Raw genomic sequence first — 18,906 nt, forward strand, 5'->3', positions numbered from 1 at the left:
TTACGGCGAAACAAGCATCCGATGATCATCTTCCTGATCTTCGAAAATAATGCCGTCTTGTTTGTATTTTTTCAAAATAAAATTCGTTTTCGTAGAAAGAACCCGGTCTATCGGTGAGAGCTTATTCGATACGAAAGAAGCAACCTGCTTCAGTGAGCTCCCCTCAATTTCTACAAGCAAATCATAGGCCCCTGACATGAGATAAACTGATTTGACTTCCGGATATAAATAGATCCGTTCCGCAATCGCATCAAACCCGCGCCCGCGCTCCGGCGTAATTTGCACTTCAATTAGGGCGGTAACCTTTTCGTCATCTACTTTACTCCAGTTCACCACTGTCGCATATTTGACGATGACCTTATCCGCTTCCATCTCGCTTATCGCTCGCGCAACTTCGGCCTCCGCCGTTCCTAACATGGTGGCGATCAGATCCGCGCTCCTGCGGGCGTCTTCCTTTAGTAAATCGAGAATTTTAAGCTTCAAAGTATCCATGGTTAAACCTACCTTTCTGAAATATGTTTCGTTCATCCATTCATCTTACAATGAATCGCTGTCCTAATTCAATTACTGCGTGAGAAAGATAGGCAGAATATTTTTATATATTTGAAAATTCCACTTCGTTTGGCAAAAGAAATAGCCACCAGAAGAGCTTCCTAGTGGCTTTAACTTAAAAAAGATCCATACTTAAATACCGTTCCCCCGTATCTGGCGCTATACAGAGCACACGCTTTCCTGCTCCTAGCTTCCTTGCTACCTGAATCCCCGTCCACACCGATGCGCCAGCAGAAGGACCAACTAAGATCCCTTCTTTACTCGCCAAATCCTTCATCGTTTGAATCGCATCCTCATCCGATACTTGCACAATTTCGTCATAGACGCTTGTGTTCAAATTAGCTGGAACAAAACCTGGGCTTGTACCCACCAGTTTATGCGGTCCTGGAGTTCCACCAGAAAGCACTGGTGACCCCTTTGGCTCTACGACATAAATCTGGATATTAGGCAAATGCTCCCGAAGTACTTCACCGGTCCCCGTAATCGTGCCGCCCGTTCCAGAGGTCGCAACGAATGCATCTAGCCTGCCCTCCATTTGCTGCAGGATTTCAGGCGCTGTCGTGATGCGATGAATACTTGGATTCGCTGGGTTTTCAAATTGCTGTGGAATAAAGCTACCGGGAATTTGATCCCGTAGCTCCACAGCCTTAGCAATGGCACCTGGCATCCGCAAAGCGGCTGGCGTTAAAACCACTTTGGCACCGTATGCCTTCAGAATATTTATACGTTCCTTACTCATATTATCCGGCATAATCAAAATCGCTTTATAGCCCTTGGCCGCCGCGTTCATCGCAAGTCCTATGCCGGTATTTCCGCTTGTAGGCTCAATAATCGTCGCTCCTGGCCCAAGCTGACCTGACTTTTCAGCCTGATCAATTAAATTCCATGCAGCTCGATCCTTCACGCTTCCGCTCGGATTGAAATACTCCAGCTTCACGTAAAGCTCGGCAGCTTCCGGTTCTAATAATCGGTTAATCGCTACTACGGGGGTATCTCCGATTAGCTCTGTGATGCTGTTAACCATCTTTCTTGGCATAGGTGCCCCCTCCTCATCCCACAAACATGCTACTCACATTTTCATGTTGAAGGCTAGTCTATGTCAAGGCTTAGGCTTGGATGCGGTTAGTTTATTTCTGATGAATAGCCATGAAAAGAATGTTGAGCTCCCAATAACCAGCAGCAGGACATTGATCACCAATGGTTCCTTGCTCCATGAGATGACACAAATAAATAACAACACTCCGCAGACGCGCCCTACATTCAGGGATAGCTCTCGCAGAACAATGTATTCCTCCCTCTGTTTGGCACTCTCTTCATCCGAACCAATCAGATCAAAGACGACAGAAATCATGGGAATGGAGTACATGGGGAAAAAGAGGGCAGACCCTATCCCAAACATCAGTAAGGTACTGAATGTTATCTTCCAAAAGAACGGCAAAATCACAAGAACAACCATAACCGAACCAATGAACATACTCATTTTGCGAAAAGATGGTCGAATGAAACGACCTGCAGCCCAGAAGCTAACTAGCGCAACGGATGACGTAATTAGAGCGAAATTCCCTAAGCTTGCTTCACTTGAAGTCGATATGTATACCAACAACCCAATCATAAAGCCAAATACACCTTCGCGGACTCCTTGGAAAAGTAAAGCCAGACTTACTCGCTTCCAAGGCGTTTCAGATTGTCTAAGTATCCGCAGCGGAAGCAGCCATTCGTAGGTTCCACTTCCATGTCTTTTTTTCAGAAAAAAACTGAAGACAACGCCTAATACAAATATGCCTAGCGAAATGGAAAAGATGAGTCGATAACCCGCTCCATCTCCTAAATTAACAATGAGTAAACCAGAAATCCACGGCGCAATAATACCTGCACCTGCGCCCAGAAGGCCAACCCAACCATTGAATCGATCCCGATTGTCAGGATCCGTCACTTCAAAGTAAACAACGTTGAAAGCAACCCAGAACAAGCCTACGGAGATCCCTTGAACTAAGCCTAACCATACAAAATAATGGACACTGCTCGTCCCCATCCATAGCACTAGCATGTAAAAACACGCTGAGATCGAAACACCAATACGTAAACAATTCATTTTGTTGTGTTCTTTCACCCACTTTCCGGCTAACCAAAAGGTAATAGCCATCGTTAAATGAGTCGTTAAAGTAAACCAGCCGATTAAGGTAAAATCGTTCTTGGCTTTCCACAAATAGACGCCGACGAATGTACCTGACAACGCATTGGCTCCGCCGAATAACGCATGAACAATAAGCAAAAGGATCGCTTGAGCATCCAGCTTCCCCTTGCTTTTCAAATTCGTTTGATTCGTTTGCATACTCCTCCTCCTACCTGAGACCGAATATTGGCTCTTGTTAAGCTTCCCCTTTGGAGTGAAAATATGAGGCAATAGACGCAAAAAACCGAATCCATCAGGACTCGGTTTCCTTTCAAGCGTTGCTATTCCGATTTGATGCGTTCAACCATCAGTAATCGGTCTGTATCTGAAAGCACTTTTTCCACCCTGAAACAAGATGGACACACATAAACATCCGTAGTAAAAGGACCTGTTAGGAAAGCACTTCCTAACGTCTTACGAATACTAGGCGTGAAGGAAGCCCCGCTTGTTACTTCCGTTCCTGCAAGGAGCAAGAACTCATGACAATTCGAGCACTCCGGCGCTTCTTCCTGTTCATCCGTCAATTGTTGGACCTTCTCGCCATACTTATCAAGCGGCTCATCAGAATCATCCCAAGCCAATGATAAATCCTCATCGGTTTCAGCATATTCTTGTTCGTTGAAACGTAGCTTCTGACCCGTCTGTTTGACCTTCAAATCGATACTACGATAATCATTTAATTCATTAAAACAGTGCGGACACTCATCTTCAGGTCCAATTTCCGGATCCCAAACGATCTCTGTTTGACACCACGGACATACAACTTCTTCATTGCTGCTCATTGCGAAATCCTCCACCTAATTGCAATCATGCATATTTCCATACATAATAAACCCCTGCCGCTACAAACACAAGCGCGATAGCAAACAAGGTTCCCCACAGGTATTTCATTTTTCAAGCCTCCAAGACTATGTATGATACTAAGTTACACATGCTCCGACCACATAGGATAAGGAGACTGACAATGTTAAAGATAAGAACCCTACCGCACGATTATCCTTCTTAATTTCCTCATCAATTTTGAAATAAGGTGTTAGGAACTCAAAAATAAAGTAAGCAACTAACAACAGTACGAAGCCATAGCCAGCCCAAACGAGAGAGTGAATCATGGTGTCATTGTTTAAAATAGCAAACCGGAACAAGTTACAAATCCCAAAAATTTTCCCACCAGTCGCCATGGCTACTGATAAATTACCTTTTTTAATTTCAGCCCAATCATCATACTTCGTAACCATTTCAAAGATGGTAAGAAAAATCACAAGCGCGACCACTGCTACTGCAAAAAAAGCAAGCGTTGATAAATACGGGTTACTTAACAAGACATCCACCTCTTCGTTCATATCTTCTCCTGCCTTCCTTTACACAAGTAAAGAAACTTTAACTTCGATTAAAGATCCCTTAGTCCCTATATATGGTAGTAGAGACTGAGTATGACTCAGTCTCTCGCAGGTACAACTAGTATAACATTAGGATTGTTTTTTTTCAGCAAGCTTTGCTCTCATAGCTGCCAGCTCATCATCTATTCCGCTGCTGCTTGCGCCTAATCCATCTAACTCATCGTCTAAACTACGGTTTTTAGCACGAATTTCTCCACTTGCTTGCGCTTCGGCTTCCATTTGCAGAACTTTTTCGCTCATACGATCAAAGCCCTTAGCTGCGTTGTCTGTACCAAAGCCAGACATTGCTTGATTGATTTGTTTTTGTGCTTTTGCTGTTTCAGCACGAGCAATTAACAAATCCTTTTTGTTTTTCATTTTCGTGAATTCGTCTTTCATCTCTGTCAATTGTGCACGAAGTTGATCCGCATTTGTTTTGGCGAGATCATATTGACGCTTCAACTCATCATAACGACCTTGATGCTCTTTCTTATCTTCCAGTGCGCGGCGAGCCAAATCTTCATTCCCGGCTTCAAGGGCTTTCATAGCCTGCTCTGTACGTTTCGTTACCATTTCTTCGGACTCTTCAAATTGCAATTTGAATTTCTTCTCGATCGCAATTTGCTTCGCTACTGCAGCTTCTGCTTCCATGATATCTTCTTCCATATCCCGCAAAAATTGATTTAACATTTTGACAGGATCTTCTGCCTTATCCAATAAATCATTAACTGAAGCCATTGTCATATCACGAAGTCTTTTGAAAATTCCCATCTAAAATTCCTCCTAAGGTTTATTACTCTTTATACCTATTTCATACGCAACACCAAAGAATGAGTTTCATAATAGATGAAAATTATTAATCTTATTTCAATTCAACAACTGTGACCCCAGCGCCACCTTCATTGTAATTGCCCATTCGATAGCTTTTCACGTGTTGATGTCTGCGCAAATATTCTTGCATCCCTGTTCGAAGCACACCTGTACCTTTACCGTGAATTAAATACACTTGGCCAAAATTACTCAAGAATGATTCATCTAAGAAGCGATCTGCTTCAATCAAAGCTTCTTCCATATTCATGCCGCGCATATCTAATTCCATTTTGACATTATCATCACGGGTACGTTTGAGTGTGGTTGCCACTTTCTGCGGTTGCTTAGCCTGCGCCGCGTTGCCTGTTTTCTCAAGATTCGACAACTGCACTTTCATTTTCATAATACCTAATTGAACATTGGCTTCGGTTGTACCCACAAGTTCAACGACGTGTCCTTTTTGTCCCAGTGAAACGACACGCACTTCATCCCCTGCTTCAATTTGCTCGGGGCGCTTCTTCAATGCGCGCACTTGCTTGCTGCGCAGCTCCGGTGTCGCTTGATCAAGACGCCGTTTAGCTTCCACCAAGCGGTGATCCTTCACCCCGCCCGCTTCTTCTTGCGCCATACGGCGAAGGTCAGCGATTACTTCGTCCGCTTCGCGACGAGCTTTGAGAACGGCTTCGCGCGCGTCGCGCTCTGCTTTTTCGAGCAGCTTATCACGTTGCTCGTCGAACTTGAGCTGCTGTGCCTCCAGCGATTTGCGCATCGCTTCAGCTTCTTTACGCAGCTCTTCTGCCGCATTTCGCTCCGATTCTGCGATTAGACGATTCTCCTCAAGGGAAGCAATCATGGACTCTACGCGCTGATCTTCCTCACCCACTTGCGTACGAGCATGCTCAATAATACGACGAGATAACCCAAGGCGCTCAGCAATCGCGAACGCGTTACTCCGTCCGGGCACGCCAACTAACAAACGATAAGTCGGGCTAAGCGTTTGGATATCAAATTCCATACTCGCGTTAATCGTACCTGGCTTTTGATAGGCATATGCCTTCAACTCAGAATAATGCGTCGTTGCAATAATTCGGCAGCCAATTTGATGAATATAATCCAAAATCGAAATAGCCAACGCAGATCCTTCTGCAGGATCCGTACCCGCGCCTAGCTCATCAAGCAGTACTAAGCTTTTCGGTGTCATGTCACGTAGAATGCTAATGATATTGGTCATATGACTTGAAAATGTACTTAAGTTTTGCTCAATACTTTGTTCATCACCAATATCCGCATAAATGGCATCGAACACACACAATTGCGTGCCTTCCTCCGCAGGGACAAACAGCCCTGACATCGCCATCAGGCTCAGAAGACCTACGGTTTTAAGGGAAACCGTCTTCCCCCCTGTGTTCGGACCCGTTACGATAATTTGTGAGAAATCGTTGCCCAACTCCAAATCAAGTGGCACTACGGCATCTGCTGCAATGAGAGGATGTCGTCCTCTTTTAATTTTGATAAAGCCGCGATCATTCAATCTTGGCATTGTTGCCTTTAATTCTCTAGCTAAGCCTGCTTTGGCAAAAGTAAAATCAAGCTCTGCCAGCTGATCTACATCCAAAACAAGAACTTCTACTTGTTCGGCAACCAATTCGGTCAGTGCTCGCAGAATTTTCTCGATCTCAGCTTCTTCTTTAAATTTGAGTTCACGAATTTTATTGTTTAATTGCACGATGGCATCTGGTTCTATATAAAGTGTCGCACCTGAAGCCGATTGATCATGAATCATTCCGCCAAAGCTAGAACGGTACTCTGACTTCACCGGAATAACAAAACGGTCATTCCGAATCGTGATGAGCACATCCTGCAGCATCTTCTGGACAGAAGAATTACGAATCATTTGTTCCAATCTTTCGCGAACTCTTCCCTCGCCCGTCCGGAGCTCACTTCGAACACGTCCTAGTTCGGGACTAGCACCGTCAACAACAACTGCATTTTCATCAATGCAGCTATTGATTTTATCCTCTAATTGTTTATTTTCTGTTAACAAATCCACCTGCGACTTCAGCATAGGAATTGAATATTCCTCATGGGCAGCAAGTACAAATCGTTTCAATCTTCGTGTTCCAAACATCGTAGTTGAAATCTCAAGCAGCTCTGTTGGGTTTAACATCCCACCGATTCTGGCTCTATGCAGTGGAGAGCGAATATCTCTGATTCCGCCGAAAGGAGCATTTCCTTTGAGTCTCTCAACATTAACTGCCTCATCCGTTGCTTGTAAGCGAAGCTTAACGAGTTCAAAATCCCCTATAGGCTCGAGTTTCTCTGCCGCATCTTTACCTAGTGAAGTGGATGCATGATGAGCAACTTTATGTAAAATTTTCTGATATTCTAATGTTTTTATAATTTTCGGATTCAATGTTCCCAACCTCTTTTCTCTACCCTATATTATAAACCAATTGGATCCTGATTAGCTACGGAGACAATGATTATATGGAAGATACTGCTCCCTATAAATATCACAAATTTGGATACACTAAGTTGTGCATCTAATCCTCTGCCAAAAGGAATTGCAAATTGTCACAATCAAAGCATTTTGCATTAAAAAATCGCTTCTTGTCAGTGGATGTTACTCCACGACAAAAAGAAGGAGGTTCACGACATGCATCTTCTTGGACATCTGGTAAGGTTTATTGTTTCAGCTTTGGTTTTAATGTTTGTAAGCTGGTTAGTCCCTGGGTTTAAAGTCGGCGGGTTTTGGAGTGCATTTTTCTTGGCACTAGTCATTGCGATCGCGGCTTGGATCATCGAAGGGATTTTCGGTAAACAAATCACCCCATTTGGCAGAGGGATCGTAGGGTTTATAGTGAGCGCACTAGTCATTTGGGCCGCTCAATTTGTTGTGACCAATGTGTCTACGAGCATGATAGGTGCCATTTTAGCTGCTTTAGTCATTGGGATCATCGACTTATTCATTCCAGTGAAAACCCCTTTCGAACAAGGGATCACGGGTAGAGAAGATCGTCGATAAAACCTGTCAGTTTCGATAACTGATAGCCAAGGTAAAGCCACAAAAAGATCGGCCTGCAGCGTTCTTAATCGCCGGGCCGATCTTTTCTTTGTGGTTTCACTAGTTTGTCACTGTATTCTTGGAAATAGGTCGTGTACAATAATATGGAAATCATTATATATACGGAGGGGTATTTATGAAAAAATTTACAATTCTTATGATGGGACTAGCAGTAATTATTGCCATCACTGCATGTGGAAACAAAGACTCCAAAACAGAAGCTACAGCTGCACCAGCTGCATCCACACAAACAACTACAACACCAGCTGCGTCAACGACAGCTACTACTTCACCAGCTGCGACAGCAAAAGCCGCAACGGGTGGGCAACAAGTCGTCCTAAAAGCTACAAATTATCAATTTGATAAGACCGAGTATCGCGTGAAAAAAGGTGAATCTGTCACAATCACACTTGATAATTCCCAAGGCATTCACGGAGCAGCCATTAAAGAGTTTGGCATTAACCTCAACAATGGTAATAAAACCGTTACCTTTACGCCAGATAAAGCAGGGTCATTCCCAATCAACTGCTCCGTCATGTGCGGTACTGGCCACTCAGGTATGAAAACAACACTTATCGTTGAATAATCTAGAGTCCCTGCTTCCATAAGCCTTATCACGATTTCCGTGATAAGGCTTTTTCTATCTCCAGATTGCTAGGTGTATTCAGACAACTTGAAAATACCGTAGATAATGCGGATATAAAAAAACAGAAAAGCATGCTTGCATCCATTTTCTGAACATATCCTGTTCTGCGTATCTAACATTTCTAGATGTCTTAAACAGGAATCTTGCCAAGATACTCGTATTCTTCTTCGGTTTTCTGCTGTTCTCTTCACTACTATACTGTTCAATTTTGTCTTCCAATGATTCTTCTGCTGGTTTTCCATGCTTATTGTTACTCAAACGTGCGTATTGCTTATGTAAAGCTAGTTGAAGCTTTTCTATTATTAACTTAGCTGTTCGATAATTCACGCCAAGTAATCTTGCAAACATTGGAATTGAATAAGTCATTTCATCTTGAATCAATATTCTAATGGCTTTGAACCAGAGTAATAAAGGCAGCTTTGATTTATGCATAACAGTCCCAGCCGTTATCGATATTTGTGTGCGACACTCCTTACATTCGAGTAAGCTGCGTGTCTTCACTTTATAAAATGAATCATGGTCACATCTTGGACAAAAGAACCCATTAGCCCATCGACTTTTCATTAAGAACTTTTCACAATCATCCTCAGTTTGAAAAGCATTATCCATTGAACCTATAAGATGTATTTCCATTAATAGATTCACCCCACAATTAGAACTTATGTTCCCATAATTTTAGTATATCGAACATTTGTTTCCATGTAAAGGAAAAATTGTTCATTCGAGAGGGAGCATTAGAAGTTTCGAAATTTCTGAGATAACTACAATTAACTTTGTTCTTCATTACTCACAGCAACACTCTCCTTAGCGTGATAGCGGCGATCMTGAACCTGAACCATAGGCGAGGGATAATTGCTTACAAATTTGGTGAAATCAACCGCAATTATCTTTGGCTGGGGCTAGTGATGCATGAATACTCCAGGCTGAAATTACGAGTGTTATCTTGGACTGCGGGAATATTTCAACTTGTACTAGGTAAGAACTCCTGCGAGACGACGCGATGTGTGTTAACTTGGACTGCGGGATTTTTCATCAACTTGTACTAAGTGTGAACTCCAGCGAGGCGATGCGGCGAGTGCTAACTTGGACTTGCGGGGTTTTATCAGCTTGAATTGTGTAAGATCTTCTCGAGGGTTAAGTGGTAACCGTGGAGTTGTAGATACTTCAGAAAAATGGTTTTGCGATATACTTGCCCTCCCCCCCCTCTATCTACACCACCTAGGTCCTCGCATAAAAAATAAAAACTACCGCGTCTAGTTTTAAGGGCGGTAGTTTCTATAGGGGGATTCCTTGTTTCCACAGGTCATGGAGTTTACCTGCTACCTGCGGTAGCTCGTTAATCAAATATGGAGCTATGGATGAGCTTGCTAATAGCTTTTGGGGGCCATCAGAAGGAATGATGGCCATGACATTTACTGCAATTACAATGATAAGCAGCGCTTCTGCTAACCCCAGCATTGCGCCGCTCCAACGGTTAATAGCGTTGAGGCCCGGCGTTTTGGCGAGAATATTCAATGCTCTGCCAATGATCACAAGCGCAAGTTTAACACCGAAGAATAGGAGCGCAAAGGCAATGGCATTTAGGATATACGCTTCTAAATTGAGGCCTTTAACAATGAATTCATATTTTTGATAATTTTGATACGTTGGTAGTGAAATTGCACTCTTGAGTAAGGGAGCAAGATCCTTATAAAAATAAAAGGCAACAAGATATGCTAGGATCATGCCCGAAATGGAAACGATTTGAGCGATAAATCCTCTAAAGTACCCAATGAGCAGTCCTAAGACAATAACCGACATCAAGACGTAATCAAGTAGGTTCAGTGTCACTTAGGGCTACCCTACTGGGCTATCAGCTTCTACAAGCTCAATCCATTCGTTGTATTCAATTTGTAGCTTGGCATATTCCTCACGCAATTTCCTATATTCTTCTTTGACAGCTTGCAGCTCTTCTTCTAGAGCTTCGTCGTTCATACTCATCTGAAGGTGTTCTTCTTTTTCCTGTTGAGCTTGGGCCCAAATAAGTTCTTTCTCTATTTCAAACTGTTCTGTGCGTGTCTCTCTCTCCGCCTGCATTTGTGCAAGCAGTTCTTCTATTTTCCCTTGGTAGTGCTGAATGATCGTTGCTTTCTGCTCCTCAAGCTGCTGATTGAACATTGTTTGTTGTTCCACTTCAAAACGTCGAACTTTCGCCTCTTCTTCTTCCTGATAAAGCAACGCTAGAGAGTCTATATCCTCTTGATGAGTGCTAGCTGCAACCTCAAACTCGGCTTGATGCTTCTGTTTAATGGCATGAATCTCAGCATGGTGTCCACGTACGATGGCTGCGATTTCATTATGATGTTTCTTTGTGTTAGACGCTAATTCATCTTCGAGTTGCTCCGAGAGCGATGCCAATTCGTTTTGATGCTTCTCTGAGATCGAACTCAATTCGATTTGGTGTTTCTCTGAAATGGAACTCAGTTCGTTTTGATGCTTCTCAGACATAGAACTGAGTTCGATTTGGTGGTTCTCAGAAATAGAGCTCAGCTCGATTTGGTGGTTCGTTGCGATAGAAGCGATCTCATTTTGATGACTCTCTGTCAGAGATGCAATCTCAAAATGATGCTCATCCGTTTGATTTGCTATTTCGTTCTGAAGCTTTTCTGCGATTGCTGATAGCTCCGTTTGGTATTCATTTGAAATTGATTCTATTTCACTCAGATGGCTATCTGATTTAGCAATTAATTCTGCTTGATGTTCTTCTGTCATGAGAGCTAATGCAATTTGGTGTTCTTCCGCCATAAGTGCTGTTGCAACTTGATGCTCCTCCGTCATAAGCGCTAGCATAGCTTGTTGCTCGTCTGTAAGGGTCTCAATAGCGGCCTTATGCTCTTGTTTCAAGGATGCTATTTGGGATTGATGCTCACGTGCCATGGACGCTTGCGCATCTTGATGATGCTTTGTTATGGATTCAATTTGCGCTTGGTACTGCTTATGGATGCCGGTAATATCAGAACCGCTTTGCTTAGACAATAAAGCTAATGCTTCTTGATGCTGAAGTTCTATGTTTTCTTTGTCTTGAAGATGTAACTGAATGAGTGACTCTTTTTCTTCCTGAAGCTGTTGGTGCAGGCTTTCATTTTCTTTGCTATGCGTATCCGCTGTCGCAGCCAGCTCCAACTTATGCTGTTCAGCCAACTTCAGAAGTTGTTGCGATTTCTGCTGTTGTGCTTGCTCTAGCTGTTGTTTGCTTTGTTGATGCTGTTGTTTTTCTTGGTCTAATTGTTGTTTAACTTGTTCTAGTTGTTGCTTCGCTTGCAGATTTTGGCGCTTTTCTTGGTCTATTTGCTGCTTAAACTGATCTATTTGTTGCGTGACTTGGTCTTGCTGTTGTTTCGCTTGATCGATCTGTTGTTTGGCCTGATCAATCTGCTGTTTGGTTTGAACTTGCTGTTGTTTCGCCTGATCTAACTGTTGCTTAGCTTGGTCTAACTGTTGTTTCGTTTGATCTAGCTGCTGCTTGCCCAGCTCATTCTGCTGTTTCAATTGCAGCATTTGCTGCTTCGTTTGTTCTTGTTCTTGTCTGCCTTTAAGCACTTCTTGTTTTTGTTGTTTTTCTTGTTCAATGATTTGTTGCAGCTTACCATTTTGCTCAGTAAGAAGAGCCTGATTCTTATCATCCTCTTGTTTCAATTCATGATATCGGGTTGTTAGCTTCTCGTAGGCGATTTTAGTCGCTTCCTGCTCTTTCTGCACTTTACTAAGCTCTTCCAAAATTTCATTCATTCGGAAGCACTCATCCGCCATATTTACAGCGGCCAAAACAGCGATTCGCTGCGAATCCAAACGAGGATAGCCTTTGGCAATGCGAAACATTTGGTCATTTACATACTCAGCAACACGCTTCATATGATTCGTGCTTGTATCTGCTTTGAGCTTATATTGGTGTCCATATATATCAACAGTAATTCTTGTTTTATCTTCTGTAGTCAATTTAAATCCTCCCTTAAGATGAAAGGCTGGTCCTATCGAGAATAATTTCGATAAGACCAGCCTATATTCCTGCAACCTATAAGGAAAGTTACACTATTTTCTTAACTCCGCCTCAAATTGTTGTTCAAGTGTTGCCACAACTTTGGCGTGGAGCTCAGTTACTTCTTCATCAAGCAAAGTTCTGTCCGCATGACGGTACACGAGTGCGATAGCTACGCTTTTCCGATTAGCTCCAAGACGCTCTCCGGTATAGATATCGAATACGTGAATGGATTCCAACAATTCGCCTGCAACTTCGGAAATAGCTTGCTCCATAAGCCCGACAGGAACGCTAGCATTCACCACAACTGCAATATCACGTCCGATAGACGGATAACGTGGTAACAATTTATAGATAATCTCGTCGCCAGCAGCTTCCAAAATCGGAGATAGTTCAACTTCAAGCACATAGGTATCTTCTAAATCACGCTGTTGTTGCGCAGTTGGATGTAGTTGACCTACGCGACCAATAACCTTCGTACCTTCAGCGGAAGCAAGCTGAATTTCAGCTGTGCGACCTGGGTGGAAGCCCTCTGGTGCTGCTGATGTGTACGTAAGACCCTTAATTCCTAGGTATTGAACTACACGATCGAAAATCCCTTTGATATCATAAAAATCAACAGCTTCTGACTTCTGAGCCCAATGTGCTTGACGACGTTTACCTGTTAACACGATGGATAACAACAGCTTTTCTTGCGGGAGAGCCGTTAGTGCCGCTTCATCTGTAATGAACGCTTTGCCAATTTCGAAAATGGCGACATCATCCATCGTACGGTTGCGGTTATAGCTAACAACGTCGAGCAAATGCGGCACCAAGCTAGTACGCAGCTGGCTGCGGTCTTCGCTCATTGGCATCGCTAGTGAAATTGGCTTAGCAGTTGGGTACAAACCAGGAATGGCATCTACATGTGATTGTTGATTCACTTCACCTTCATCAGTACCACCGTGTGAACGCGGGTTTGTGAAGGAATATGTGATGACTTCATTCAATCCGCTTTGCGTTAAAATATTCCGAGTAATTCGACGGATGGATTGCTCTTTGGACAGTGACCCAGGCGTTGTTACGCCGGTCATCAAGGTTGTCGGGATGTTATCGTAGCCAAAGAGACGTGCCACTTCTTCGATCAAATCAACATCACGCGTAATGTCTCCGCGGCGGCTCGGCACATGCACGAGCAGTTTGCCTTCGCCAGCTTGCTCGAATGTGAAGTGCAAGCGCGAAAGAATTTGACCCATCTCGGCCAAGGAAAGCGCTGTGCCGAGATAGTTATTCACGCGGTCAGCTGCAAGTTCGATGCTGACCGATTTGTTTGTTCCGCTAGCGGCTTCTACGATGCCGAAAGCGACTTTGCCACCTGCGTATTGCGCAATCAGCGCAGCAGCACGATTCAATGCCGGAAGCACCGCTTCCGGGTTCACTTCTTTCTCGAAGCGAAGGCTCGCTTCTGAGCGAAGACCTAACTGGCGCGATGTGCGGCGCACAGAGCTGCCTGCGAACTTCGCGGATTCAAGCAGAATACGTGTCGTGCCTTCGATCACTTCCGAGTTGGCGCCGCCCATCACTCCGGCGATCGCCACAGGCTTGGTGCCGTCCGTCACGAGCAGCATGTGCGGCTCAAGCGTGCGTTCCACATCGTCAAGTGTAACGAGCTTCTCGCCAGCTTCTGCGAGTCGTACGTCGATGTGGCCATTGTTTAGCTTCTCCGCGTCGAACGCGTGCAGAGGTTGGCCGTACTCCAACATCACGAAGTTTGTGATGTCGACGATGTTGTTGATGGGGCGGATACCCGCGGCCATCAAGCGGTTCTGGATCCACAGCGGAGAAGTGCCTACGCGAACGCCTTCGATCAGGCGAGCCGCGTAGTGCGTGCACTGCTCAGTCGCTGTGATTTTCACGCTGATGCGATCTGCAGCTTTCACGCCAGCAGTTCCTGCTGCTTGCAGCGCAGCTTCCGCATCTGGCAGTTTCACCTCGCGGCCAAGGATCGCCGCGATCTCATAAGCCGCACCGAGCATGCTCAAGCAATCGGAGCGGTTAGGCGTCAAGTCCAGATCCATCACTTTGTCGCTAATTGCCAAAACATCTAGAATCGAATGGCCAATCTCCGTATCTTCAGGCAATACGAGAATACCTTCTTGGATTTCTTTCGGCAACAGCTTGTCGTTGAGCCCAAGCTCTTTGGCGGAGCAGATCATCCCTTGGGATTCTACGCCGCGCAGCTTAGCGCGTTTGATTTCTAGTCCGCCTGGCAGGACGGCACCGATCATAGCGACAGGTACCTTTTGGCCAGCATCAATATTTTTGGCACCACACACGATTTGCAAATCTTCGCCTTGTCCTGCATCAATCACACAAACGCTTAGTTTATCTGCGTCAGGGTGCTTCTCACGGGATTTTACAAACCCGACAACAACATTCGTAACACCTTTATTACGATCCTCGACGATATCCACTTCGATACCGCTGCGGGTTAATTTTTCAGCTAGTTCTTCGGCCGTGAAGCCTGTTACGTCCACATATTCGGATAACCATTGATAAGAAACTTTCATGATTTTACCCTCCTTTTCCTAGTGCTTACACATGTAAAAATTGCTTTAAGAAACGTAAATCATTGGTATAGAAATGACGAATATCTTCGATGCCATATTTCAACATAGCGATACGCTCAACACCCATCCCGAATGCAAAGCCTGTGTACTCCTTCGGATCGTAGCCGCCCATTTCAAGCACGCGCGGATGAACCATACCTGCTCCGAGAATTTCCAACCAACCTGTTTGCTTACATGTACGACAGCCTTCGCCACCACACATTGCACAGCTAACGTCAACCTCAACGCTAGGCTCTGTGAACGGGAAGAAGCTTGGACGCATGCGAATTTTCGTCGCTGGGCCATACATTTCTTGTACGAATTGAAGCAATGTTCCTTTGAGATCACTCATCCGCACGTTGCGGTCGATGACCAGGCCTTCAATTTGTTGAAACATGTGGGAGTGCGTCGCATCGTCGTCATCGCGGCGGTATACTTTACCCGGGCAAATAATTTTGATCGGAACTTCGCCTTTACGCTTCTCCATTGTTCTTACTTGAACAGGGGATGTTTGCGTACGCAACAAAATTTCTTCTGTAATATAGAACGAATCTTGCATATCACGAGCCGGGTGATCTTTCGGCAGGTTCAACGCTTCGAAGTTGTAGTAATCTTGTTCAACCTCTGGACCTTCAGCTACGGTGTAGCCCATCCCGATGAAAATGTCTTCAATCTCTTGAATAACTTTGCTTAAAGGATGCACAGCACCTTGCTGTGAAGGACGTCCTGGTAAAGTAACGTCGATCATTTCAGCGCGAAGTCTATTCTCTGTTTCTTGCTTCGTGTACGCGGCTTGTTTCTCTTCAATAACAGCCTCGATCGCAGCTCGAACATCATTGGCCACTTGGCCGATGACGGGTCTTTCTTCTGCGCTTAACGCGCCCATGCCGCGAAGAACCTCAGTTAATGGTCCCTTTTTACCCAAATATTTAACTCTTAAATCGTTCAGCTCCTGCTGACTGCCAACACCGCTAAGCTCCTGCAGCGCTTCCTGCTTCAAAGCTTCTAAACGCTCTTTCATCGAAATCCCTCCTGAATTAGGCCTCTGAATCGCCCTTTATGAAAACACAAAAAAGACTTTCCGCTCCCTCGCAAGGGACGAAAAGCCGTGGTACCACCCTAATTAGATTCGTCTATGTACAATCGCCAAATAAACGAGTCTCACTTCATTCCAGATAACGGACGATGTGTCCGGTTCCCTCTAATGAGAAGCGTCTAAACGCTTCTGTTCAAAGGACTGCTCAGGAGCGAACTTCCACAGCCTAATTCTCGGGGCCAGCTCTCAATCATCGGCTTACCCTCCCTGTCAAGAAGCACTGCGTACTCTTCTCCGTCAAAGCATTTCCACGTATATGTACCAGTTATTATATGCAAGATACAAAGGATATGCAAGTGCATCAATCCATCCTTTCTGAAAGTTTCAGAAATATCCTATTGACTTCATCCATCGACAGGTTTATATTTTACTTAAATAGTTTAAATGTTTCTCGACTTAATTATTATATTATTTAATTATTAGACAATTCGAACAAATTCATATAAGCAAGGAGGTTATGATTTGGAAGAGGAATTGACGGATTATACCAATCGCTTCCGCACAACATTTGAACAGACTCATCGCAAAATTACCCAAAGTGTTCTTAGTGAACTCAATTCAGAGTTAACGGCTCCACAATTATTCATGTTAGCGATGATCTCCAAGGAGAACACACCGAAACAATCTCATCTTGCCGATAAATTGGGCGTTAAGCCAAGTGCAATTACTGTCATGATTGATCGACTTGTTCAAAGCGGGCATGTCATACGTAAACATCATGAAACGGATCGACGCATTGTGCTGGTTGAAAACACAGCAGAAGGCGCCGCGGTCCTTGCTCAAGCCAACGAAGTCCAAAAGAAAGTGATCGCTCGCGGGTTATCTCAGCTTCCACCTGATGAACTGCGAATTTTTGTAGAAGCTTTTGAAAAGTTTACTTCATTTTATTAATTTTTTATAACATCAAAGGAGTGATACACATGGAAAGTATTCAAAAAACAGCGCCCAAGGATATCTCCGAAGCCGCTGCACCAGAACTTAAAAATCGAGGACTCTTGCTTACCGGCTTGATCATCGCCATGCTCTTCGGAGCCTTGGACGGTACGATTGTCGGTACAGCAATGCCGCGTATCGTTGGTGAGTTTGGCGGACTCGGACTGATGACTTGGTTAACGACAGCATACATGCTCACATCAACAGTCATCGTCCCAATTGCAGGTAAATTGTCAGATCTAATGGGACGGCGTGTCGTATATGTGACTGGATTACTTATCTTTATCGTTGCTTCCGCTTTGTGCGGAATGTCTCAGAACATGACGGAACTCATCTTATTCCGCGGCTTGCAAGGTCTTGGCGGTGGTATCATGATGCCGATGGCCATGATTATCATTGGGGATTTATTTACGGGTAAACAACGTGCCAAATGGCAAGGTGTATTCGGAGCTATTTTTGGTCTATCATCTGTCATAGGACCGCAAGTTGGCGGATGGATCGTAGATGCTTGGGACTGGCGTTGGGTATTCTACATCAACTTACCGGTTGGGGTTCTAGCCGTAATTTTAATTTCACTCGCATTGCCTAAGCATAAATCAGTAGGTAAAGTGAAATTTGATATTCCAGGTATTATCACGATGATCGTCGGTGTTGTAAGCTTGCTTCTTGCACTGACATTTGGCGGCAGTGAATACGCTTGGGGTTCTTGGCAAATTATTGGCCTATTCGTACTTGCTGTTGTGTCTCTCGTTGCTTTTGTTCGTATTGAAAGCAAAGCGGAAGAGCCAATTCTTCCAGTTCGTCTATTTAAAAATAGAACTTTCTCCACGATTAACGGTGTCGGTTTCTTAATGGCCGTTGGTATGTTTGGTGCGATCATGTTCGTTCCACTCTTTATGCAAGGTATTGTTGGAATAAGTGCCTCCGCATCTGGTACGGTTATGACTCCTCTGATGATTACAATGATTGCTGCCAGTGTAGTCTCGGGACAATTGATTGCTAAGATCGGTGTAAAACGACAAATGTTAATCGGTATGCTTGTAATGGCAGTCGGTTTTATCTTTTTAAGTACAATGGGAATTTCAACTACAAAGTTGATTGCCTCCAGCTACATGGTACTTCTAGGGCTAGGAATGGGGCTTGTCATGCCAATCCTAACATTGGCTCTGCAAGAAAGCTTCCCGAAATCCGAGCTAGGTGTTGTAACGTCATCCAGCCAATTCTTCCGTCAAATCGGTGGTACCTTCGGGATGACCATCCTCGGAGCGATTATGAACCATAGATCAACGGTTTTGCTCGAACAAAACCTAGAGCCAGTTGTCAAGCAGTTCCCTGCTGAAGTCGGAACTCCACTCATTGATATGATTCATAAGAACCCGCAATCTCTCTATTCCTCATTATTAAGTCCTGAGGCAATGGCCAAATTGCCAAAAGAATTAGTAGATAAGTTGCCTATTATCAAAGATGCACTCGTGTCCTCCCTGCATCTAGTATTTATCTACGGTCTTGTGTTCGTTCTTCTGGGTGCCGTTCTTACGCTATTCGTTGGGAACATTAAATTGTCCGACCGTAAGTCGAAGAAGTCTGAAGAAAATAGCGAAGATGACAACCAAGCTCCAGCACATCTCGTTTAAAATGAAAAGCTCCCTTCCT

The 18,906-nt window shown here is 44.2% G+C and carries 16 protein-coding genes; 4 read left to right on the plus strand and 12 right to left on the minus strand.

Annotated features, from left to right (window positions below):
* From AC1DVJ_RS00225 to AC1DVJ_RS00255, 7 genes are all read right to left on the minus strand, one after another.
* Window positions 1–492: an Lrp/AsnC family transcriptional regulator gene (locus AC1DVJ_RS00225; protein ID WP_056609404.1), complete on the minus strand. Its 492-nt coding sequence runs from the start codon at window positions 490–492 to the stop codon at window positions 1–3.
* Between the two features lie 175 nt (window positions 493–667).
* On the minus strand, window positions 668–1,588 hold the full coding sequence (gene cysK, locus AC1DVJ_RS00230) for a cysteine synthase A (protein WP_477587535.1): 921 nt from the start codon (window positions 1,586–1,588) through the stop codon (window positions 668–670).
* Between the two features lie 63 nt (window positions 1,589–1,651).
* A complete protein-coding gene (locus AC1DVJ_RS00235) occupies window positions 1,652–2,884 on the minus strand; it encodes an MFS transporter (protein WP_477587536.1) in 1,233 nt (410 codons plus the stop codon).
* Between the two features lie 122 nt (window positions 2,885–3,006).
* On the minus strand, window positions 3,007–3,507 hold the full coding sequence (locus AC1DVJ_RS00240) for a hypothetical protein (RefSeq protein ID WP_477587537.1): 501 nt from the start codon (window positions 3,505–3,507) through the stop codon (window positions 3,007–3,009).
* Window positions 3,508–3,645: 138 nt separating this feature from the next.
* Complete coding sequence (locus tag AC1DVJ_RS00245) at window positions 3,646–4,065, minus strand: DUF350 domain-containing protein (RefSeq protein ID WP_477587538.1); 420 nt, start codon at window positions 4,063–4,065, stop codon at window positions 3,646–3,648.
* Window positions 4,066–4,191: 126 nt separating this feature from the next.
* Complete coding sequence (locus AC1DVJ_RS00250; protein ID WP_477587539.1) at window positions 4,192–4,872, minus strand: PspA/IM30 family protein; 681 nt, start codon at window positions 4,870–4,872, stop codon at window positions 4,192–4,194.
* Window positions 4,873–4,963: 91 nt separating this feature from the next.
* Window positions 4,964–7,324, minus strand: coding sequence for an endonuclease MutS2 (locus tag AC1DVJ_RS00255; protein WP_477587540.1), 2,361 nt, complete (start codon window positions 7,322–7,324; stop codon window positions 4,964–4,966).
* Window positions 7,325–7,567: 243 nt separating this feature from the next.
* Here AC1DVJ_RS00255 and AC1DVJ_RS00260 point away from each other — a divergent pair, with 243 nt between their 5' ends.
* Together AC1DVJ_RS00260 and AC1DVJ_RS00265 are read left to right on the plus strand one after the other, a co-directional pair.
* Complete coding sequence (locus tag AC1DVJ_RS00260) at window positions 7,568–7,936, plus strand: phage holin family protein (protein ID WP_477587541.1); 369 nt, start codon at window positions 7,568–7,570, stop codon at window positions 7,934–7,936.
* A gap of 175 nt (window positions 7,937–8,111) precedes the next feature.
* On the plus strand, window positions 8,112–8,561 hold the full coding sequence (locus AC1DVJ_RS00265; RefSeq protein ID WP_477587542.1) for a cupredoxin domain-containing protein: 450 nt from the start codon (window positions 8,112–8,114) through the stop codon (window positions 8,559–8,561).
* A gap of 78 nt (window positions 8,562–8,639) precedes the next feature.
* Here the strand turns inward: AC1DVJ_RS00265 and AC1DVJ_RS00270 are convergent, their stop codons facing one another.
* The 5 genes from AC1DVJ_RS00270 to pheS all read right to left on the minus strand — a co-directional run bounded on the left by AC1DVJ_RS00270 (window position 8,640) and on the right by pheS (window position 16,245).
* Window positions 8,640–9,254, minus strand: a complete 615-nt coding sequence (locus AC1DVJ_RS00270; protein WP_477587543.1) for a transposase — start codon at window positions 9,252–9,254, stop codon at window positions 8,640–8,642.
* 642 nt (window positions 9,255–9,896) lie between these two features.
* Window positions 9,897–10,451 carry a CvpA family protein gene (locus tag AC1DVJ_RS00275; protein ID WP_477587544.1) on the minus strand — a complete coding sequence of 185 codons (555 nt, stop codon included), beginning with the start codon at window positions 10,449–10,451 and terminating at the stop codon, window positions 9,897–9,899.
* A gap of 6 nt (window positions 10,452–10,457) precedes the next feature.
* On the minus strand, window positions 10,458–12,596 hold the full coding sequence (locus AC1DVJ_RS00280; RefSeq protein WP_477587545.1) for a hypothetical protein: 2,139 nt from the start codon (window positions 12,594–12,596) through the stop codon (window positions 10,458–10,460).
* 93 nt (window positions 12,597–12,689) lie between these two features.
* Window positions 12,690–15,185, minus strand: coding sequence for a phenylalanine--tRNA ligase subunit beta (gene pheT, locus AC1DVJ_RS00285; protein WP_477587546.1), 2,496 nt, complete (start codon window positions 15,183–15,185; stop codon window positions 12,690–12,692).
* A 25-nt stretch (window positions 15,186–15,210) separates the two neighbouring features.
* The gene (gene pheS, locus AC1DVJ_RS00290; RefSeq protein ID WP_477587547.1) at window positions 15,211–16,245 is read right to left on the minus strand and encodes a phenylalanine--tRNA ligase subunit alpha; all 1,035 of its coding nucleotides are present in this window, start codon (window positions 16,243–16,245) and stop codon (window positions 15,211–15,213) included.
* A 537-nt stretch (window positions 16,246–16,782) separates the two neighbouring features.
* Between pheS and AC1DVJ_RS00295 the strand changes: the two genes are divergently transcribed.
* Complete coding sequence (locus tag AC1DVJ_RS00295) at window positions 16,783–17,211, plus strand: MarR family winged helix-turn-helix transcriptional regulator (protein ID WP_477587548.1); 429 nt, start codon at window positions 16,783–16,785, stop codon at window positions 17,209–17,211.
* A gap of 29 nt (window positions 17,212–17,240) precedes the next feature.
* Complete coding sequence (locus AC1DVJ_RS00300) at window positions 17,241–18,887, plus strand: MDR family MFS transporter (protein WP_477587549.1); 1,647 nt, start codon at window positions 17,241–17,243, stop codon at window positions 18,885–18,887.
* Window positions 18,888–18,906 lie beyond the last annotated feature (19 nt).

It is taken from the genome of Paenibacillus sp. P4_A9, from assembly GCF_056402415.1.

Excerpts from the sequence above, each read along its gene's own strand:
- AC1DVJ_RS00225 (WP_056609404.1), bottom strand. The coding sequence starts at position 492 with ATGGATACTTTGAAGCTTAAAATTCTCGATTTACTAAAGGAAGACGCC.
- cysK (WP_477587535.1), bottom strand. The coding sequence starts at position 1,588 with ATGCCAAGAAAGATGGTTAACAGCATCACAGAGCTAATCGGAGATACC.
- AC1DVJ_RS00235 (WP_477587536.1), bottom strand. The coding sequence starts at position 2,884 with ATGCAAACGAATCAAACGAATTTGAAAAGCAAGGGGAAGCTGGATGCT.
- AC1DVJ_RS00240 (WP_477587537.1), bottom strand. The coding sequence starts at position 3,507 with ATGAGCAGCAATGAAGAAGTTGTATGTCCGTGGTGTCAAACAGAGATC.
- AC1DVJ_RS00245 (WP_477587538.1), bottom strand. The coding sequence starts at position 4,065 with ATGAACGAAGAGGTGGATGTCTTGTTAAGTAACCCGTATTTATCAACG.
- AC1DVJ_RS00250 (WP_477587539.1), bottom strand. The coding sequence starts at position 4,872 with ATGGGAATTTTCAAAAGACTTCGTGATATGACAATGGCTTCAGTTAAT.
- AC1DVJ_RS00260 (WP_477587541.1), top strand. The coding sequence starts at position 7,568 with ATGCATCTTCTTGGACATCTGGTAAGGTTTATTGTTTCAGCTTTGGTT.
- AC1DVJ_RS00265 (WP_477587542.1), top strand. The coding sequence starts at position 8,112 with ATGAAAAAATTTACAATTCTTATGATGGGACTAGCAGTAATTATTGCC.
- AC1DVJ_RS00270 (WP_477587543.1), bottom strand. The coding sequence starts at position 9,254 with ATGGAAATACATCTTATAGGTTCAATGGATAATGCTTTTCAAACTGAG.
- pheT (WP_477587546.1), bottom strand. The coding sequence starts at position 15,185 with ATGAAAGTTTCTTATCAATGGTTATCCGAATATGTGGACGTAACAGGC.
- pheS (WP_477587547.1), bottom strand. The coding sequence starts at position 16,245 with ATGAAAGAGCGTTTAGAAGCTTTGAAGCAGGAAGCGCTGCAGGAGCTT.
- AC1DVJ_RS00300 (WP_477587549.1), top strand. The coding sequence starts at position 17,241 with ATGGAAAGTATTCAAAAAACAGCGCCCAAGGATATCTCCGAAGCCGCT.